Source organism: Nonomuraea sp. SBT364 (assembly GCF_001083785.1).
GTDB lineage: Bacteria > Actinomycetota > Actinomycetes > Streptosporangiales > Streptosporangiaceae > Nonomuraea.
This window is the reverse complement of sequence record NZ_LAVL01000001.1, coordinates 267,797-286,183: the sequence shown is the minus strand read 5'-3', so window position 1 is coordinate 286,183 and position 18,387 is coordinate 267,797. Positions and strand designations below refer to the sequence as shown.

The 18,387-nt window shown below is 69.5% G+C and carries 21 protein-coding genes and 2 tRNA genes; 12 read left to right on the top strand and 11 right to left on the bottom strand.

The features are described from left to right. Positions 1-6: 6 nt before the first annotated feature. The 3 genes from ADY59_RS01365 to ADY59_RS01355 are packed head-to-tail and all read right to left on the bottom strand — an operon-like array spanning position 7 to position 2,710. A complete protein-coding gene (locus tag ADY59_RS01365; RefSeq protein ID WP_082309759.1) occupies positions 7-531 on the bottom strand; it encodes a DUF305 domain-containing protein in 525 nt (174 codons plus the stop codon). Positions 532-572: 41 nt separating this feature from the next. Next, on the bottom strand, positions 573-1,502 hold the full coding sequence (locus ADY59_RS01360) for a hypothetical protein (protein ID WP_049556572.1): 930 nt from the start codon (positions 1,500-1,502) through the stop codon (positions 573-575). Further along, positions 1,502-2,710, bottom strand: coding sequence for a DUF1266 domain-containing protein (locus ADY59_RS01355; protein ID WP_063780515.1), 1,209 nt, complete (start codon positions 2,708-2,710; stop codon positions 1,502-1,504). Before ADY59_RS01355 ends, ADY59_RS01360 begins: the two co-directional genes overlap by 1 nt. 126 nt (positions 2,711-2,836) lie before the next feature. Here ADY59_RS01355 and ADY59_RS49530 point away from each other — a divergent pair, with 126 nt between their 5' ends. The 7 genes from ADY59_RS49530 (at position 2,837) to ADY59_RS51000 (ending at position 9,713) form a co-directional block, all read left to right on the top strand. After that, positions 2,837-3,169: a hypothetical protein gene (locus tag ADY59_RS49530; RefSeq protein ID WP_156325234.1), complete on the top strand. Its 333-nt coding sequence runs from the start codon at positions 2,837-2,839 to the stop codon at positions 3,167-3,169. A 136-nt stretch (positions 3,170-3,305) separates the two neighbouring features. Next, complete coding sequence (locus ADY59_RS01350) at positions 3,306-4,034, top strand: Crp/Fnr family transcriptional regulator (protein ID WP_049556570.1); 729 nt, start codon at positions 3,306-3,308, stop codon at positions 4,032-4,034. An 87-nt stretch (positions 4,035-4,121) separates the two neighbouring features. Then, on the top strand, positions 4,122-4,841 hold the full coding sequence (locus ADY59_RS01345; protein WP_049556568.1) for a hypothetical protein: 720 nt from the start codon (positions 4,122-4,124) through the stop codon (positions 4,839-4,841). A gap of 3 nt (positions 4,842-4,844) precedes the next feature. Next, entirely contained in the window at positions 4,845-6,326 is a 1,482-nt protein-coding gene (locus tag ADY59_RS01340) for a hypothetical protein (protein WP_049556567.1), read from the top strand. Further along, complete coding sequence (locus ADY59_RS01335) at positions 6,242-6,955, top strand: hypothetical protein (protein ID WP_156325233.1); 714 nt, start codon at positions 6,242-6,244, stop codon at positions 6,953-6,955. The genes ADY59_RS01340 and ADY59_RS01335 overlap by 85 nt, the downstream gene beginning before the upstream one ends. Before the next feature lie 11 nt (positions 6,956-6,966). After that, the gene (locus ADY59_RS51005; protein ID WP_197093380.1) at positions 6,967-8,361 is read left to right on the top strand and encodes an SPFH domain-containing protein; all 1,395 of its coding nucleotides are present in this window, start codon (positions 6,967-6,969) and stop codon (positions 8,359-8,361) included. Next, a complete protein-coding gene (locus ADY59_RS51000; RefSeq protein WP_049556562.1) occupies positions 8,361-9,713 on the top strand; it encodes a DUF4407 domain-containing protein in 1,353 nt (450 codons plus the stop codon). Before ADY59_RS51005 ends, ADY59_RS51000 begins: the two co-directional genes overlap by 1 nt. Before the next feature lie 20 nt (positions 9,714-9,733). On the opposite strand, the gene ADY59_RS01320 is transcribed toward ADY59_RS51000, so the two are convergent. Then, positions 9,734-10,504: a calcium-binding protein gene (locus ADY59_RS01320; RefSeq protein ID WP_156325232.1), complete on the bottom strand. Its 771-nt coding sequence runs from the start codon at positions 10,502-10,504 to the stop codon at positions 9,734-9,736. Positions 10,505-10,707: 203 nt separating this feature from the next. Here ADY59_RS01320 and ADY59_RS01315 point away from each other — a divergent pair, with 203 nt between their 5' ends. Further along, positions 10,708-11,100, top strand: a complete 393-nt coding sequence (locus tag ADY59_RS01315; protein ID WP_049556557.1) for a peptidase inhibitor family I36 protein — start codon at positions 10,708-10,710, stop codon at positions 11,098-11,100. Between the two features lie 16 nt (positions 11,101-11,116). On the opposite strand, the gene ADY59_RS01310 is transcribed toward ADY59_RS01315, so the two are convergent. The 4 genes from ADY59_RS01310 to ADY59_RS01300 all read right to left on the bottom strand — a co-directional run bounded on the left by ADY59_RS01310 (position 11,117) and on the right by ADY59_RS01300 (position 12,841). Further along, positions 11,117-11,725 (bottom strand): class I SAM-dependent methyltransferase, encoded by a 609-nt coding sequence (locus ADY59_RS01310; protein ID WP_049556555.1) that lies wholly within the window; start codon positions 11,723-11,725, stop codon positions 11,117-11,119. Between the two features lie 239 nt (positions 11,726-11,964). Next, the gene (locus ADY59_RS49525; protein ID WP_156325231.1) at positions 11,965-12,117 is read right to left on the bottom strand and encodes a hypothetical protein; all 153 of its coding nucleotides are present in this window, start codon (positions 12,115-12,117) and stop codon (positions 11,965-11,967) included. 79 nt (positions 12,118-12,196) lie between these two features. Continuing rightward, on the bottom strand, positions 12,197-12,526 hold the full coding sequence (locus ADY59_RS01305) for a CPCC family cysteine-rich protein (RefSeq protein WP_197093378.1): 330 nt from the start codon (positions 12,524-12,526) through the stop codon (positions 12,197-12,199). A 75-nt stretch (positions 12,527-12,601) separates the two neighbouring features. Then, on the bottom strand, positions 12,602-12,841 hold the full coding sequence (locus ADY59_RS01300) for a hypothetical protein (protein ID WP_231618484.1): 240 nt from the start codon (positions 12,839-12,841) through the stop codon (positions 12,602-12,604). Positions 12,842-13,000: 159 nt separating this feature from the next. Between ADY59_RS01300 and ADY59_RS01295 the strand changes: the two genes are divergently transcribed. From ADY59_RS01295 to ADY59_RS49520, 3 genes are all read left to right on the top strand, one after another. Then, positions 13,001-13,606: a DinB family protein gene (locus ADY59_RS01295; protein WP_049556684.1), complete on the top strand. Its 606-nt coding sequence runs from the start codon at positions 13,001-13,003 to the stop codon at positions 13,604-13,606. A gap of 113 nt (positions 13,607-13,719) precedes the next feature. Further along, a complete protein-coding gene (locus ADY59_RS01290) occupies positions 13,720-14,205 on the top strand; it encodes a YxiG-like protein (RefSeq protein WP_049556551.1) in 486 nt (161 codons plus the stop codon). 314 nt (positions 14,206-14,519) lie between these two features. After that, positions 14,520-14,870: a hypothetical protein gene (locus tag ADY59_RS49520; protein ID WP_156325230.1), complete on the top strand. Its 351-nt coding sequence runs from the start codon at positions 14,520-14,522 to the stop codon at positions 14,868-14,870. 77 nt (positions 14,871-14,947) lie between these two features. Here ADY59_RS49520 and ADY59_RS49515 read toward each other — a convergent pair. From ADY59_RS49515 to ADY59_RS01280, 3 genes are all read right to left on the bottom strand, one after another. Further along, a tRNA-OTHER gene (locus ADY59_RS49515) sits at positions 14,948-15,014 on the bottom strand. Positions 15,015-15,571: 557 nt separating this feature from the next. Further along, positions 15,572-15,645, bottom strand: a tRNA-Thr gene (locus ADY59_RS01285). Between the two features lie 59 nt (positions 15,646-15,704). Further along, on the bottom strand, positions 15,705-16,391 hold the full coding sequence (locus ADY59_RS01280) for a maleylpyruvate isomerase family mycothiol-dependent enzyme (protein WP_049556549.1): 687 nt from the start codon (positions 16,389-16,391) through the stop codon (positions 15,705-15,707). 156 nt (positions 16,392-16,547) lie between these two features. Between ADY59_RS01280 and ADY59_RS01275 the strand changes: the two genes are divergently transcribed. Continuing rightward, positions 16,548-18,380 carry a glycoside hydrolase family 15 protein gene (locus ADY59_RS01275; protein WP_049556547.1) on the top strand — a complete coding sequence of 611 codons (1,833 nt, stop codon included), beginning with the start codon at positions 16,548-16,550 and terminating at the stop codon, positions 18,378-18,380. The last annotated feature ends 7 nt before the right edge of the window (positions 18,381-18,387 follow it).

Below are 18,387 nucleotides of genomic sequence, written 5' to 3'. Positions count from 1 at the left end.
TCGGTTTCAGTCTTCGAGCAGCTCGCGCAACTGCTCGATCTGCGCCCTGCGGGACGCCTGGACCTGCGCGGCCCACTTCGTGACCTCGGGGTTGGCGCCGTCGAGCACCTCGGTCCCGGCCATCCGCACCGCGTCGCCCTGGTGCGCGATCAGCAGGGTCATCAGCTCCGGCTCCAGGTCCTCGGACTTCTTGAGCGCGTCGATCCGCTTCTGCTCGGTCTCCGGCAGGCCGCCGTGATGGTCGTGCGCCCCGTCGGGCGGCGCGAGCGGCTGCCCCCAGGCGTGCAGCCAGCGCAGCATCATCTCGACCTCGCTCTGCTGCGTGCCGGCGATGGCGGCGGTCAGCGTCTTGAGCTCCGGCGTGGTCGCCCGGTCGGCGCCGACCTTGGCGATCTCGATCCCCTGCCTGTGGTGCCGCACCATCATCTGCACGAACATCACGTCATCCGCGTTGACCGGAGGCGTCGCGGCCTCGTCCGGCCCGCAGGCGACGGCCAGCAGGAGTCCCAGAGCCACTAAGACGTACCTCATGTCCCGCCAGCCTGACACGGCGGGCGGCAACCGTCGAGGCGTCAGCCCCGATAGCGGCCGGCCACCTCGTGGAACGCCGCCTTCGGCGTCCACCCCGCCGGATCGCCCGGTGGCGTCCCGACGATCCCGAACCCGGCCATGTCCAGGTCGAGCCTCGGATCCTCGTGACGCGGGAAGTCCGGCGTGGCGAAGGTGTACACGAAACACCCGTGCACGCCCTGCGTCTCGTACACCTCGATCAGCTCGCCCAGGTAACGCGCCTGCGTGGCCTCGTCCCGCACGTGCCCCTTGCGGACCCGAGGGGGATCGGTGAACCAGTTGACGATCAGGAAGGAGCCCGCCCCCCGGCGTTCGGCCCCGGCATGGGCCCCGCACCCGAACTCCGTGATGACCACCGGCTTGCCCGCCTCCCGCACCAGCCGCCCCACCCGCTCCCGGTAGCCCTCGGGATCGGCGCCGGACCGGTAGAGGTTCACCCCCACGACGTCGAACGGCGTCCAGTCGACCTGCTCCCAGTAGCCCGCGCAGTAGCTCAGCGGCCCGCCGAACTCCCGGCGCGCGACGGCCACCGCCTCGCCCAGCATGACGCCGAGCCGCCGGCTGATCCGCCGCCCGAGCAACCGCCCGAACCGGCGCAGCGTCCACAACCGGCCGAAGACCCCCGGCCCCGGGATCATCCCCGGCGTGAACAGCGAGAACTCGTTGCCCACGAGCAGCGTGACCCGCCCCGGATACGCCAGCCGCAACTCCTCGGCCCCGGCCGCCAGCGCGGCCAGCCGTGCCACCGCGTCGCTTCCGGCCGCGGGCCGCACCCACACGTCCAGCCCCGCCTCCAGCGCGTGCCGCGCCGTCCCGGTCTCGGACACCAGCACCGCCGTGCAGTGCAGCTCCTCGCGGATCACCCGCAGGTCACGCCGCACGTCTTCCGGTCGTACGCCCTCCGCCAGGTACGAGATCCCCTTGACCTGCATCACGGCAGGGACACCGAGAGCCAGGGGCTTTCCGGGTGGCTCATGAGGACGCGGTGGGCGGCCAGCACGTCCGTGTACCACTCGCCGAACGTCTCCTCGTCGAAGTGCAGGCACCGGCCCAGGACGTAGCCCGCCGAAAACTCGGCCCACGAGCCGTACACCGTCTGCGCGCTCCTGCCCGCCCGCTCGATGGCGTCACGCATCTCCGCCTCACTCGCGTAGCGGGCGCCCCGGCCCCAGCGGGCCACCATCGTGGCGCGGCCCAGGTCCCAGGCCGCCACGGACCGGACGTACCCGCCGGGCGGCAGCAGGCCGTCGGCGCGGAAGCGCGCCTCGTACCGCATGATCTGGCCCACCAGGTCGCGCAGGCCCTTGACCAGGGCGTCCACGTCCTCGTCCACGTGACGGCGGACGGTCTCCTCGACGGAGTCGCGCCACAGCGCCGGATCGGCCTGCCCGGCCTCCCGCACGAGCCAGTTGCGGCCGTCCAGCGTGAACTGCCAGAGCCACGGGCTGACCTCGCCGGCCAGCAGCCGCTCCTGGGTCCCGCTCCAGTCGTCGCGGTCGTCGATCCCCCACGCCTCGGCCAGCCGCCGTACCTCGCCGCTGTAGCCGGCGCCGTGCCAGTCGAGCGTGTTCCAGGCGTCGCCGTTGGCGTAGCAGAGGTGCGCGCCGCAGGCCAGGCCGCGCAGCATCGCCTCGCCCTCGGGCGCGCCGGTCCGTCGCGTCTCGACCCGGTCGCACAGCTCGCCGGGCCGGAACAGCTCGTCCCGCAGTTCGGCCCAGATCTCCCGCTCCTCCTCGTCCGACAGGAACGACGCCTCGCACGGCGTGGCCGCGTTGACCACCAGCACGTCCACGTCGTCCGGCCAGAGCATGCCCAGGTCGCCGAGCGTGACGAACTCGTAGGCCACCTCGGGGTGCGGCCGGGGCAGCACCCCCGCCGTGTACGCCTGCACGATCCGCCGCCCGTCGGCCGGCGTGGCGACGAACACCGGGGCGTCCTGCCGGGCGCCGGCCAGCGGGACCGGCCGGTAGAGCCCTTCCGCCGAGATGACCCGCAGATACTCGTACGCGGCGCGGTCGTCGCCCGCGTCGTTCCGCCGGGCCAGCTCGTACAGCCGCTCCTCCAGCGCGGCGGGCGCGCGCCACGGCGTCCCGTCGGGCGGATCTGGGATGAAGGGAAAAATCTCCTCGTCGGCAGACATATGGGGAAATATATCCATGATCTCCCCGCCTCCAGGAATGCCGTACCAGTACGGGGTCATGACGGCGCTTCCGTCGGACACTCAGATGGACACTCAGGCCGGAACGGCATCGTTGGAGGGATCTCGATGGAAAGCGCGAACCTGCCGGCCGCGGCGGACATCCTGTGGGCGGCCATCGCGGCCGGCGGACTCGAAAGAATTGGGGCCTACGGAACAGAAAGCGCAATCCTCGCAACAAAGTCGCTACTCTCACGCATAGCCGCATTTCGCACAAAGAAGGGCCAGGCCGCGGATCCGGCGTCACGCAACGAGCTCCTGGACACTCTGCTCGCGATGGCCTCCGACGACGCCTCACTACGATCCGCCGTGCAGCAGTTCAACGCGTCCAGGATCACCGCCAACACCTTCAACGGCCCGGTCGACGCCCGCGAGGCCAATTTCGGATTTTCCGACAAGTAGCCAGCATCCGACCGATATCCCGCTCTGGACCTGATTCATGTCCATTGAGCAGATGAACGGCCGACAAAGCCACCTCCTTCTCCGGGATCGGGAATAGTTGCCTTCGCGCGATGCGACCCGTCGTTGGAGAGGGACGATGCCGGAGAACTCACTGCAAGAAGCGCACGGAAACTGGCCCACCCGGACCTTCCTCGCCCGGCTCGGTGATGATGCGCGGAGGAACCTGCTCGGCCTGGCCCCGCCCCGCGCCTACGGGCCGGGGCGGGTCCTGCTGCATCAGGGTGAGAGCAGCAGCCACGTCTTCATCCTCACCTCCGCCAGGCCCGGCGCCTCGGCCTGCGTCAAGGTGAGCGCGCGCCTGGCGAACGGCACGGAGATCCTGCTCGGCATCCGCGTCTCCGGCGACGCGGTCGGCGAGCTCGGCGTCCTGCGCGGCTCGACGCGCCAGGCCACGGTGACCACCTGCTCCCCCACCAACGCCTACGTCATCCCGCACCGGGAGTTCATGGGCTTCCTGCGCCGCTACCCGGAAGGATGGCCCGCCATCAGCGGCATGATCGCGGACCGTCTCGACTGGGCCAACCAGCGCAGGCTCGACTTCGTCGGCTACTCGGTGCCCGTGCGTCTCGCGCGCGTGCTGACCGCGCTGACCGAACGGCACGGCTCGAAGGTCGAGGGCGGGCACGACCTGGGCGTCCGGCTGTCCCAGGAGGAACTGGGGAGGTTGATCGGCGCCGGCAAGGACGCCATCGGCAAGGCGATCGGCAGCCTCAAGGACGCGGGGCTCATCACGGTCCACTACCGGGGGATCGTCGTCAGATCCGTCGCCCGCCTCCGCTCCTACGCCGACCTCTCCGAACCCTAGGAAGACACCGTATTTATACGGAATCCCATTTCAAGGCCCGTGCCAAGCTACTGATCCCGAACTTCACATCAGGGAAAGGGGCCCGCATTGGCCGCAGGTGATGACTTCCAGCGCCGGCTGATGCTGTCCGTCGACGCCAAGGGATACGGAAGCACGGCCGGCGGGGTTCACGGGGTGATCCAGGAGGGCCTGCTCAAGGTGCTCGGGGAGGCGGGCGAGCGAGCCGGCCTGGACCGGTCGGCCTGGGTCCGGCAGGGGGCCGGCGACGGCGAGTTCGCCATCCTGCCGGCCACCGTGCCGGAGCCCAGGCTGGTCGACGACTTCACCCGGCACCTCGCGGCCGCCATCCGCAGGCACAACAGGACCCTGCGGGAGGACCTGCGGCTCCGGCTCAGGCTCGCGATCCACTTCGGCACCGCGATCCGCGCCGCGAACGGCTTCGCCGGCGACGGCCCCGTGCACGTCTCCAGACTCTGCGACAGCCGGGCGCTCAAGGACGTCCTGGCGGCCTCCGGCGCCGGGCTGGCCGTGGCACTCTCCGACCGGGTCTACGCGGACGTGGTCGTCCAGGGGCACACCACGCTGGAGCCGGAGGACTTCCTCCGGATCCGCGTCCGGGAGAAGGAACTCGACGTGCCCGCCTGGGTCTGGTTGCCGGACGGCGACGTGCACGCGCTCCGGCTGGACGAGGAGACCGGTGAGGCCGTTGGGACCGGCGAACCGCCCGTCGTCGCTCCCAAGGTCACCGTCAACACCTTCAACGGCCAGGTCGACGCGAGCCACGCGGTCTTCGGGTTCCGGGAGTGACGCGTGGCCCAAGACGACCAACCCGCCGAACAGCAGGCGGGCGGCACCCCCGAACCCCCCGCGCCCGACGCCAAGGAGGACAAGGCGCCCGACCCCGGAAGGGCGAGCCGCACGCAGTCGGAACGGAAGGCGGTCTACAACACCTTCCTCGGCTCGGTGAACGCCGGTGGCAGCGTGCTCGGCTTCGGGGAGAACTCCGGCGGTGACGGGGAGAGCGCCAGATCGGCCACCGGCCGCCTCGGCGACAGCGCCATCGACGCGGCGGCCCACTGCTACGTCGCGCCGGGCGACCCGTACGGACAGGCGCACGCCGCGCTGCTGGACGACCACGTCGTGGCCCTGGTCGGCGGGGCCGGCATCGGCAAGCGCACCGCCACCATCGTGCTCCTGAGCAAGGTCCTCGGCGGCGACCGGCCGCCGATCGTCGCGCTCGCCCCGTCCCTGAGCCTGGAGGACCTGCGCAAGCGCGACTACGAACGCGGATACGGCTACGCCGTCTTCGACCGGACCGGCGACCGGCGCCGGTCGCCCGCCTCGAAGACGGGGCTGAGCTGGGCGGACGACGACCACGCCTGGCAGGCGGTGGTCGACAAGGTGTACGAGGCGGGCGCGTACCTGGTGGTCACCGCGGGCCCCACGCCGGGACGCCCGCCCGAGGCGGTCCGGCACGTCGCCTGGCAGCGCCCGGACACGACCGACCTGCTGAGCGCCCGGCTCGGGGACGACGCGGACGAGGCGGTCGTCCGGGACCTGGTGGCCCTGCTTCCCGGCGAGTGCGCCATGGCCGACCTGACCGCGATCGCCGAGCTGGTCGTCGGAGGCAGTGAGCCGGCCGACGCCGTGAACAAGGTCCTGGACCAGTCCGGGCAACGTGAGGTGCGGCTGTGGTTCGCCCGTGAGCCGACCCGCCGGGAGGTGCTGGACGTCACCACCCTGGCATTCGTCACCGGCGTGGGGGACCGGGCCTTCGAGATCTGCCGCGACCTGCTGGAGGAGAGCCTGGCCGAGGCGTGGCCGCCGCCTCCCCCGGACAAGAAGGTCAAGGAATCGCACCTCCGGCAGGACCGGGCCGAGCGGTTCGGCGAAGGCGGGCTGATCAGATACACCCGGGACAACGACTCGGGCCGGCCCCACCGCATGCTCGCCTTCCGGGAAGACAGTTACCGGCGCTACGTGCTGGAGGAGCTGAGCGAACGGTTCAAGTCGGCCTTCTGGGACGCGGTCAAGTCCTGGCTGGACCGGCTCATGGTCTGGCAGGAGTTCTCGGTGGACGTCGGGGCCGGTCTGGCGCTGTTGTCCTACACCAGCTTCGACGAGATCGACTACTCCTATCTGAGCCCTGGTCCAAGGGCGAGAGCGGCTGGGAAGGCCAGGTCACGGCCACGTTCGTGCTGTGGTTCATGTCGCTGGACGAAACGCTGGGACCGGTGGCGCTGCGCACGGTGGAGACGTGGGCCGGGCAGGGCAGCACGGCACAGCGCCTGACCGCGATCCTGGCGTTCCAGGGCGAGCTCGGCATCCGCTATCCGACGTCGGCCGCCAAGCGGCTCTGGCAGCTCCTGGTGCAGCAGAACCAGCTCAGCGAGATCGCTGCCAACGCCTTCGGCGACTTCTTCGCCGCGCTCGTCTCCGCCAGGCAGAAGGCCGGCTACGTCATCGAGCGGCTCCGCTCCCAGCTCGACGGCGCCCAGAAGACGGGCAAGGGCAGGTACAGGTACGAGCTGACGCTGGTCGCGATCATCTCGGTGCTGTGGACCAGGAACCCCAGGACCGGGAACCCCGCGTCCATGGAGTACCTGCGTGACAACCCGGCCCACAGGCAGGTGATCGCCGAGATGTGGGCCGCGGCGCTGCGCTACCGGCCGTACCGGCATGAGGCGTTGAAGGCACTGCACGACGCGCTCAACTCCCTGGAACGGCTCAGCGGCGACGCCGAACGTGACGCGCAGGCCCTGGGCGACGCGCTCGGGGCCGCACTCCCGACGTCCGAGCACGCCCCCTTCAAGAGGGACTTCACATACCTCATCGAAAGCTCCCGCAAGAAGCCGCCACGCGCGGCGATCCTGACGAAAGTCCTGCTGGCCGCGCTCGACCGCGCGGCAAGCGCGTTGTGATGGAGGATGGGATGGCAGAGCCATACCCGATCGTCGACCGTAAGGTCCTTTCCCAGCCGGATCGCGGCGGGTTGCTCCGGCTGGGCCGGCGCACGCGTGACAAGAACGAGGTGCCGAAGGTCAACGGGCAGCAGGTCCGCGTCTTCTCCGTGGACGGCAGCTACCTCGTCGACCACGGCCATCGCGGGCCCGACGACGAGAAGGTCGTCCGCTCGACGCACGTGTCCATCGTCGACCTGAGCCACAACCATGCCGTACAGACCGATTTGACCATCCCGTCGGCCGACGCGAAGGACTTCACCGTGCGAGTGACGTTCCTGTGCACGGTGACCGACGCGGTCACCGTCGTGCGCGAAGGGCAGGGCGACGCCGAACGGTCCCTGAACGGCTACATCCGCAGCCACCACCGGCTGTTCCAGCTGGGACTGCGGCACAAGCTGTCCGAGGTCAACCTCGTCCGGCTGAACGTGCAGACCCAGATCGAGGCGTACGTCCAGCTCAAGCCGCCTCAGGTGCCCGGTCTGACGATGTCGCTGGCCAGTGTCGAGGTGCTGACCCCCCAGGAGCTGGCCGCCTTCCAGGACAAGGTCAGGTCGGAGGAGCTGAATTACGAGCTCAACCGGCTCAAGGCCACCTACGAGGAGGAGTCGGACCGGCAGCGGCGCGAATGGGAGCTGGAGCGAAAGACGTACGAGCTCAAGCTCTCCGAGCAGCGCCAGCACTTCGAGGCCATGGAACAGCTCGGCCGGCAGCGGCTCCAGCAGAACCACAACGAGTTCCTGATCAACGAGGTGGCCAGGAAGCACCAGGCACTCGGCGACGACCCCCTGAAGGCCGCGATGGCGGCGCGCGAGGAGCAGGAGCTGACCGCGACCCAGATCGCCGACCGGATGCAGGCCGCCAAGGAGCACGGAGAGGAGCGGGCGGACCGGCGCGTCGAGCGCGAGTACCTGGTGGCGCAGGAGGAACGCACCCGCAGGTACGCGATGGAGGATGCCGCGCTGGAGCGGGCGAGGATCGACCGCGAACGCGCCTATCAGGCCGAGCTGACCAGGATGACCAGGGAGTACGAGGCCGAGCAGGCCCAGCTCCAGCGCGCGTACGAGACCGAACAGGGCCGCGAGCTGCGGGAGCGGGAGGACCGGCTGGAGATGCTGCGCGTCCGCCTCGACATGCTGAAGGAGATCTCCAAGCACGGCCACCTGAACGAGATCTACGTCGACGCCGGACAGCTCATCAACGGCATCGCCCACGAGACGGGCGCCGCCGCGTCACCGCTGGCGGCGGGCGGCCGGCATGCGCTTCCCGAGCTCGAGGACGGGCCGGAGGACGGGCGGACCGACGCGGACGAAACGGCGGCCCCCCAGGTGGAGGGCGGACGCGAGTTCCGCGAGGAGGACGGCTGATGGCCGTGCACGCCGGGGCCCCGCCCACCCCGTCCGCGGAGGAGCCGCGGCCCTTCATCGGCGAGGTCCGCCGCCCGGCGCCTCCGCAGCACGGGATCCGGCGCCGCCTGCGCGCCCTGGCCGGCGTGGACGAGGAGGTGCTCGACCATTTCCCCGAGGAGCGCCCCCGCTACACGCGGCTCGGGGCCATCGTCCTCAACACCGGCGTCCTCGCGGGGTTGTCCATGCTCGCGGCCCTGACGAAGTTCCTCGACGTGCCGTGGTTGCTGCTGCTGCCCGTCGCCGCGTTCTGGGCCTGGGTCATCGTCTGCATCGACACCTGGATGCTGTCGAGCACCCACGGCACGAGCGGCGGCGCCGCCTTCTGGGTGCGCCTGGCGTTGTCGGTGGTCATCGGCCTGGCCATCGCCGAGCCGCTCCTGCTGAAGGTGTTCGAGCCCGCCATCCACCGCCAGGTCGCGGCCGACAGGATCGAGGAGCGCGCGAACCTGGAATCGGCCCTGCGGGCCTGCAATCCGGTGCCGTACGAGAAGCTGCCCGCCGCCGAGGTGGCGCGCTGCGCGACGGACGGCCTGCTGATCAGCGTCGAGCAGGCGCCCGCCAGCGTGGAGGACGCCCTGCGCAAGGCCGGGGAGCAGCAGGAACTGCTCCAGAGCCGGATCGACGCCGCCAACGGCAAGCTCGCCGCGGCCGAGGACCTGGCCAGGCGCGAGTGCAACGGCCAGACCGGACGCGGACTCAGCGGCCGGGTGGGGGTGGGCCCCAACTGCCGCCGCAACCGCGAGGTCGCGGACCGGCTCCGGCTCACCAACGGCAACGAGCAGCGCCGGCGGGAGGTCACGGAACTGCAGACGATGATCGTCGACCTGCAGAGCCAGCTCAAGACCGAGAACCGCTCTTACGCCACCCGGATCGACGAGGGCATCAAGGCCAAGCTGCCGGCCCCCGAAGGCCGGATCGGCCTCCTGGAGGAGGACAGGGCGCTCGGCAACCTGTCCGCCACGAGCGTGTTCGTGTTCGCCGGTCAATGGCTGCTGCGGATCCTGCTCATCATCGTCGACTGCCTCCCCGTGCTGACGAAGAGGCTGTCGGCCATAACGGCGTACGACGCGGCGGTGGCCAGGCAACTGGCCACCGACGACGTCCTGCATTCCGCCAAGGACGATCTGAACCGGCAGATCGACCTGGCCGACACCGCGGTGGAAAGCGCCCTGGTGCGCAAGAGGGAGAGCGACCGGCTCCGCGCCATCGCCGACCAGGACGAGGCCGAACGCGTCCGGCGCGAGGAGGAGCTCAACCGGCGCATCGACGCCCTCGCCGCCGACCTGCGCAGCCGGGCCTCTCAGTCATGACCGGGAGATCGACTCGTCGGTCATGACCGGGAGATCGACTCGCACCCCGTCGGTGTGTCGGCCGCGTCGGCGATCGCGGTGTCGGAGCCGCTGCCGCAGTCGACCACCGTGTCCTTGGTGCCCTGGAGGTCGTCGGCGTCGAGGAGGTCGGCGCCGCCCCGGCCGTCGAGGGTGTCGGCGCCCTCGCCGCCGATCAGCGTGTCGGCGCCCGAGCTGCCGATGAGCGTGTCGGACCGGATGGTGCCGTCGATGACCTCCACGTCGGAGGCCACGTCGTCACGGTCGACCCCCGGCCGTCCGTCGGGCCGCGCGCTGTCGGCCTTGGTCACGGTCACCGGCCGGCCGCTGGCACCGTAATCGACCGTGTCACGGCCGGCGCCGCCCAGGTAGGTGAGCTGCGTCCCGTCGGAGCTGCGCCCGGCGGCGAACCTGTCGTCGCCGGAACCGCCGTCGACCGTCCCCGCGATCTCGACCAGCGACGAGAACCCGTCGCGCCCCGCCCCCAGGGTCGCGTTGACGGTCGTCACGCCGGTGCCGCAGTTCACCTCGTCGGCGGACACCCTGAGGCAGCCGGTGCCTGCAGTCACCCCGCCGAACACGTGCAGCCGGCCGCTCACCGCCTGCACGGTGAGGTTGTCGTCCCTGGCGATGGCGCCCGCCGTGATGGTCACGGTCGCGCCGCTCCTGGTCACCACCGGCTCCCCGGCGGCGGCATGCCCCGCGCCGGGCGCCGCGGCCAGCACCCCGGCAACCAGCCCACCGAGCACGGTCATGCGCTGAAGGTTGTTCATGGCTTTCACCCCGTGTGTAAACAGGCGGGCTCCGGATGAGCACCGCTCGCGTCCCTCACGATGGACCAGAACATTCTTCTTTTCTGCGCAGAAGTGCATGTATCACGAGATGTGCGGACACAAATCTTTGACTTGACTACTGAAAGTAATCAATGAGTAACTTAGAGTCCTGCAAGGTCATCCCCGGACCGAAGGGACCTCTGATGAAGGCACTTAACGAACGAGCGGCCGCCATGGCGCTGTGCGTCGCCGTCGCCCTGCCCGCCACCGGCCTCGCCGCCCCCGCCAACGCCGCGATCCAGCAGGCCACGGCGCTCCAGCGGGCCGCCGACCAGTGCGCGGCCGGCGAGATCTGCTTCTGGCACGACCGCGACTACCGCGGCACCCCCTGGCGCTGGATGCCCTCCAACGGCTACCGCGACATGCCCCCCAACCTGCACGACCACGTCTACTCCTTCTACGCCAACGTCCGCGGCTGCTTCATCGACTACGACCCCCGCGAGTTCCGCAAGGTCAACATCGGCGACTACGCCGCGGCGTACGACACCAACTTCGGCACCCGCATCGACGCCGTGGCCCTCCACAGCGCCTGCTGAGCCCGGGGCCGGGTCTTCACGCACGCAAGGTCAGCGACTGGAACCGGGTGTTGCCCGAGCCGACGACATGAAAGTCCACGACCTCGAAGACCCGGCCCGCGTACTCCTGGATCTCCTCGTCGCTCCGGAACGAGAAGAACCGCGGCGGCCGCCGCCCGTCATCGTCGAACACCTCCTCCCCGGCCAGGCTGCCCCCTCCGTAGACGCCGAGGAAGAACAGCCCGCCGGGCCTCAGGACCCGGTGGATCGCCTCCAGCACCGCGGGCAGATCGCGGTCGGGCACGTGCAACAGGCAGTTGAGCGCGTAGACCGCGTCGAACGACCCGGGCGCGAAGTTCAGGTTCAGGAAGTCCATGACCCGGGCGTCGAGCCCCTTCTCCCGGCACCGGGCGACCATCTCCGGCGACAGGTCGACCGCCACCACGTCCAGGCCGTGGTCCCGGAAGTACACGCTGTCCTGTCCCGTCCCGGCCCCGACCTCCAGCAGCTTGCCGTGCGGTGGCAGCCGGCCCAGGAACGCCTCCCGCTCCGCCTGCTTCCACGCCGCCTTCCCGCTCGCGTCCCGCTGCCCCGCGTCCCGGTCGTAGGCCGTACGCAGTTGCCTGATGACGTCGTCGTAGCGCATGCTCACCGGCCCAACCTAGCGACCCCGCCCCCGCTCGTACGAGACCCGGCCCAGCGGACGGATCACCCTTGAGCCGGGCGCAGCAGTCGTTCGGCCTCGGCGTGGTGCCCGGTCATCTCGCGCAACGACGCGCCCGTCGTTTTCAGCACGGCCGGACGGGAGCGCGGGTTGCCGCGCAGCGCGCGCAGGCGACCCGCTCCCCCAAGCAGCCGCCCGAACCGCAGGGCGTCGCGGATGCCCTACGCCGTGCCCGGGTCCTTGAAATGTCCGGCGTCGCCGGCCAGCGCCCCGCCGGGTCCCGCCAACCGCCGGAAGCAGAACGGGTGCGCGGCGGAGCTCACGATCCTCGTCGCCCCGGTGCAGCGCTGCAGCCGCTCGGCCAGTCCCGGCACCAGGCCGACCGTCCGGTCGACCTATGCCTGCCGGACGAGTTCGAGTCTCCCAACGACTTCGACAGCCCGGCGCCGCCTGTCAGCTCGCCGGCTCCTCCTCCGGCCGAGGCGCCCGGACGTTACGGCGCATGCTTTCCTCACAGGCGCCGAAGGCGAGAAAGTTGCGCCGCGCCTGGGTCAGGCTCAAGCCGCCGTTGGGCCCGCCCAGCACGACATCGGCATCCGGGTCGTCCTGGCCGTCGTCCTCCCAGAAGCACACCGGGCAGATCTCGGACCCGCCACGCTCGTCCAAGGTCACATACCGACAGCAGGGACACGCGTACGGCCCGCCCTCGGGCCCCCGCAGAACCGGGTAGTTGCTCAGTTCAAGACCCACGACACCCAGTTTGCCTACCCGCACGTCCAGCACGCCAGCCCCCCATCAAGCCGACCGGACGGCTGGAAGGCCCCCCGCGGTCACCGCGAGGGGGCCTTCGGCGGACGATCAGAGGGTGAGGCACCCCACGAGCGGGACTTCGGGCGGAACCGCGACCGCTCCGACGGGATCGGCGACGCTGCCCGTCGCGCAGTTGGCCATCAGTACGGGATCCAGCCTCGTGATCGACTGTACGGACGAGAGCGTCGTGGGATCGACGACCGCATGGGCGGCCGACGCCGGCAGGACGAGACCACCGGCGACGGCGATCACTGCGGCAGCGGCGATCTTACGGGGAGATGTACGCACTGAACCCTCCGTGGTGTGTACGTGAACGACCATCGTTCATCACCGATGGTAGTTATTTCCTAACACTCAGTACACGGCTGGATCATTAGAAACGCCCCATGTACGGAAGGCCGCCGATATTCAGTGGCGCCTGGAAGGCGAATGACCGACGATGCCGAGATGACTACCCCGGATGCGAGTGAACCCGTTCCGACCCGGTGGACGCAGGCGACCGTGTACCGCGACATGTGGGTGGACCCGGCCGACGACCCGCGCGAAACCGAGGACGAGGCCCTCGACGAACGCGGCATCCTGCTCGACTACCTGCGCCACCACCGCCTCACCCTGGAAATGAAGTGCGCGGGCCTGGATGCCGAGCAGCTCGCCCGCCGATCCGTACCACCGTCCACGATGTCCCTGCTCGGGCTGGTCCGGCACCTGACCGAGGCCGAACGGCACCTCCGCCGGGTCATGGCCGGCGACGACGCGCCGAAGCTGTACTGCACCGACGAGGACCGCGACGGCGACTTCAACGGCGCCATCGCCGATCCGGCGGTCGTGGAGGACGCCTGGCGGCAGTGGCGGACCGAGTCAGAGCTCGCCGACCGGTTCGTGGCCGGAGTCCCCGATCTGGGCACCCTGAACGCCGGCGTCTCCGACCTGGGCCCCAACGGTTCGGACCTGTCGCTCCGCGACATGCTGGTCGCGCACATCACCGAGTACGCCCGCCACTGCGGCCACGCCGACCTCCTGCGCGAACGCATCGACGGCCGCGTCGGCCAGTAGCCCCCTCCTACCTGAGGTCGCCCGCACCACCACCGAGCCGATCACCCGCTTCAAAGCGCGCAAGCCCCCAGCACCAGTGGAAGGTCACCTCAGGCGGGTAGAACTGTGTTCTCATGGACGTGATCAAACTGCAGCAAACGTTGGACGACCTCTTCGACCGGTCTCTGCTGCGGCACGGGTTCGTGGACTACTCGCGCGACTACCAGCTCGTGGTCCTGCCGATGCCCGATCCTCGGACCGGGACCACGCCGCCGCCGCTGCGTTACCTGTTCCGGTACTGCGTGCAGGCCACCTGCGCCACCGCGCTCCCGGCCCGCACCTGGCGGGTCTCGCTCGATGACCGGCTCACCACCTACGAAACCGGGGTGGAGTACGACGGACACGTCTGGGGCGTCAACTGGCAGGCGCTCTATCCCGGCGCCACGCTCATCACCGACTCACCCACCGCCCGCAACTGGGCGACAGCCATCGGCATCGATTTCCATGAAGTCCGGATCGAGACCAACGTGCACGACCTCACCCTAATCTTCTCCGACCTGACCATCGAAGAACTCCCGCGCCCGTCACCGGGACACGGCCACCGATCCCCGGTTCAATAGCCGCCAGGAGAAACGACAGATCATTTAGCCGGAGTGTCACCCACGTACCAGCTTCGACGAAACCGACCCGACACGTGGACGCCCGGGGAGTTGCGGCACAGCTTCGTGTCCCTGCTCTCAGACCAGAGCATCCCACTGGAGGAAATCTCCAGGCTGGTCGGCCACAGCAGCACAGCGGTAACCGAACTGGTCTACCGCAAGCAGATCCGCCCCGTCCGTCAAGGAGACGCTATGGCAAGGGACCGGATCTTCGGCTCTGGATACGAACGACCGTCTTCGTCCCGGGCAGGTATTGAGGCAGGGACAATCAAGGTGTGAAACGACTGGCCACCATCGTTGTCCTGGCAGCGTTGACGTCCTGCGGGCCCGGCGAGGAGGAACGCATCACGCGTTCTTTCACCAAGATGGAGCAGGTCGCCCAGGCACTCAAACCAGAAGGCAGCCTGACGAACCGGCCACTGGAGGTCGGGCAGGTTGAGTTTCAAGCTGTCTATCGAGAAGGTGACCGCGTCTATTTCAAGGTGGGCGAGAACGGGCCTAGCGTGGACCCATACGGCTACGTATGGAGCCCCGAGCGCACTCCGGTTGATGACTCCAATCCGGCGGTCGCTTCGTCCTTCGAGCACATCCAGGGTCCTTGGTATCGCTGGAGTGACAGCTATTAGCCTGGCCAATGTCTGAGGCTCAATCACTCACTTAGACACTCAGAAGCCCCTCAAGATCCCTTGAGGGGCTTCTGACGAGCCGCCTTGGGGATTCGAACCCCAGCCCCCTTCATTACGAGTGAGAACACGATCGTCCAAGGCGGCCCAGGTGAGGCCAGAGTGGCTGCTCAGTGCTGTCTCAAGACCGGGGCTACGCCCACTAGCATCCATGACCGTCCAGGCGCGTTGTCAGCACCTCCGTTAGCAGGGCATCGGCCTCAGCCCTCATGTTCCAGTGGCAAGGGCCGGCGGAAGCCGGTCCGCGCCAGCCGATCGCCCCAGCTCCGTGCAGCGAGCACCGAAGTCAGCGATCGTCACGGCCTTCCTGGATGCGCGAGCAGCCACCAAGGCGAGGTCTCAGGAGACCATCGCCGCATAACCGAGTCTCAACGCTTTCAGGGGATGGACACAGCGTGTTCATGACAGCCTGGGGCGGCCCTATCTATCCCACCACCGCCACCGAACCACTACCAGTGATTCGCCTGCACGACCTACGCCACGCCCACGCAATCCTGCTGCTCTTGGCCGGCGTCCCGTCCATGTCATCCGCTCGGCGGAGACTGCCGCCGCCGACGTCTTCGCCCAGACGGTCGACGACTCCTGTTAGCAAGAGTGTTAGCAAAAGGCCCCCCGCGATCATCGCGAGGGGCCTTTGACCTGGGAGCCGCCTTGGGGATTCGAACCCCAGACCCCTTCATTACGAGTGAAGTGCTCTGGCCGACTGAGCTAAGGCGGCGTGCCGTACAGCTTGAAAGAGTCTACAGGAGCCCAAGGGGTCCTCGCTCCCCGGAAAGCTCAGGGCGTCAGCGGCCCGTCGAGCATCGCCAGCCCGGCCGCGGCATCCCCTTCCCACCTCAGCCCGGGGTGGGACCGGGGCAGCCTTCCCCACAGCATCAGCAGCAGTTCCTCCACCCGGCCGGCGATCTCCGCGACCGGCTCCCCGGGCCCATAGGTCCACGTCTGTCCGGTGTCCGAGGCGCGTACCCGGATGGCGTACGCGGGAGGCTGCGCGAGGCCGCGCTTGATCATGCGCGACGCCATCGTGTCGAACACCTCCGCCACTCCCTCCCCGGCCAGCCCCGGATCGATGGACGGCGTCAGGCCGAGGGCGTGTTCGGCGTCCCAGCGGTGGATGACCGTCTCCAGCGGGCGGCGGCGTTGCCAGAAGCCGACCGTGTGGGGCGGGTGGAAGGTCCAGGCCTCGGCCGCCGGGTCCCCGTCGAGGGCTTTCAGCAGCGTCTCGGTGGTCTGGTCGAACCACGCCCCGAGGCCGTCACGCGGCGCCGGCGGAGCCTCGTGGCGGCCGTGGCGCTCGGTCACCGCCGTCGCCGCCCACAGGTTGCCGCCGCCGAGGTGGTCGGCCAGGTCGTACAGCGTCCAGTCGCCGCAGTGCTCGACCGGGGCGGACAGGTCGCCGTCGAGGCAGGCCCGGAAGGCCGCGGACTCGCGACGCAGGTGTTGGAGCAATTCGGCGGTGCGCATGGGCACGACCTTATCGGCCTCGGAGTGGGCGTAGCCGGCACCCCGGATGACTTCGGCTTATGCCGGGAGTTAGCCTGGAAATGCTGCTCCGTCCCCTCGGTGACCGGTAGTCCCGGGGGCAGTCGATCGGTACGTCCGGCGCACGACGGAGGGCTTATGAACGGCTACCCACAGATCGCGGACCACGGCATGATCGGCGACCTGCAAACCGCCGCACTCGTCTCCGGGACGGGGACCGTCGACTGGTGGTGCACGCCCCGGTTCGACTCCCCGAGTCTCTTCGCGTCCATCCTCGACTGCGAGCGCGGCGGGTACTGCCGGTTGGCCGCCGACGTGGACCGCGACGACGAAGCGTCCGTACGGCAGCTCTACCTGCCGGACACCGCCATCCTCGTCACCCGCTTCATGGCTCCCGGCGGCGTCGGCGAGATCGCTGACTTCATGGAACCGAACACCTCCGCCACCCCTTCGGGCCGGCATCGCCTGGTGCGGATCGCCCGGGTGGTTCGCGGGAGCCTGCCTTTCACCTTCGCCTGCCGTCCCCGTTTCGACTACGGGCGGGCAGCGCACACCCTGGACCTCGGCGATGCCGGATCAGCGATCTTCCGGGGCCCCGGCACCGACCTTCACCTGCAGGCCGTCGGCCCCTTCGCCCTGCGTCCCGACGGCGAGGACGTCATCGCCGACTTCACCCTCCAGGCCGGTGAGATCGCCGCGATCGTTCTGACCAGCGACAGCGACGGTCACCTTCCCGTGCCGCCCGTGACCGCCGACGGCGTGCGCGACAGCTTCGAATCCTGCCGCGCTTTCTGGCACGGCTGGCTGCGCACCTGCCGCTACCGCGGTCGCTGGAATGACATGGTCCACCGTTCGGCCATCACCCTCAAGCTCCTCACGTACGCGCCCACCGGTGCCCCGATCGCCGCCGCGACCATGGGACTGCCGGAACAGATCGGCGGCGAACGCAACTGGGACTACCGCTACACCTGGATCCGCGATGCCTCTCTGTCCGTCCGGGCCCTGCTCGATCTCGGCTTCGTCGAGGAGGCACAAGCCTTCCGTACGTGGCTGCGCGAGCGTCTCGACGCCGGCGGCGCCTCGGAGGAGCCGCTGCAGATCATGTACCGGATCGACGGAGACCCGCACCTCACCGAGGAGGTCCTCGACCACCTGGAGGGGTATCGGAAGTCCGGGCCGGTACGGGCCGGCAATGCCGCCGCCGACCAGCTCCAGCTCGACATCTATGGCGAGGCTGCCGACGCCTTGGCCCAGGCACAGGAGATCGGAGGCATCCGCGGCTGGCGGTCCTTCGCCGGCCTGCTGGACTGGCTGGCCGATACCTGGGACCGCCCCGACGAGGGCATCTGGGAGACCCGCGGTGGGCGTCAGGAATTCACCTACAGCCGCCTGATGACCTGGGTCGCCTTCGACCGTGGCATCCGGATGGCCACCGCCTACTCCCGTCCTGCCGACCTTGCGCGCTGGAGGAGCGTTCGCGACACGGTCTTCAACCAGATCGTCGACCGCGGCTGGAGCCCGCAGCGGCAGGCTTTCGTGCAGCATTACGGCACCGACGTGCTGGATGCCTCGCTCCTGCTCATGCCCCGCGTCGGGTTCATCTCCCCCCGCGACCCGGCCTGGCTGAGCACTCTCGACGCCATGGACGGGGAACTGGTCAGCGACAGCCTCGTCTACCGCTACGACCCTGCCGCGTCTCCCGACGGGCTGCGCGGCTCGGAGGGGACCTTCAACCTGTGCAGTTTCCTCTACGTAGAGGCTCTGGCCCGCGCCGGACGGCTGCAGCAGGCCCGCTACGCCTTCGACAAAATGCTCACCTACGCCAACCACGTCGGCTTGTTCGCCGAGGAGATCGGCCCGTCGGGCGAGCAGCTCGGCAACTTCCCGCAGGCGTTCACCCATCTGGCGCTCATCGCCGCCGCCATCGCCCTCGATGAGCAGCTCGACCGCGCCGAACCGGGTGCGCCGTAGACCGTAC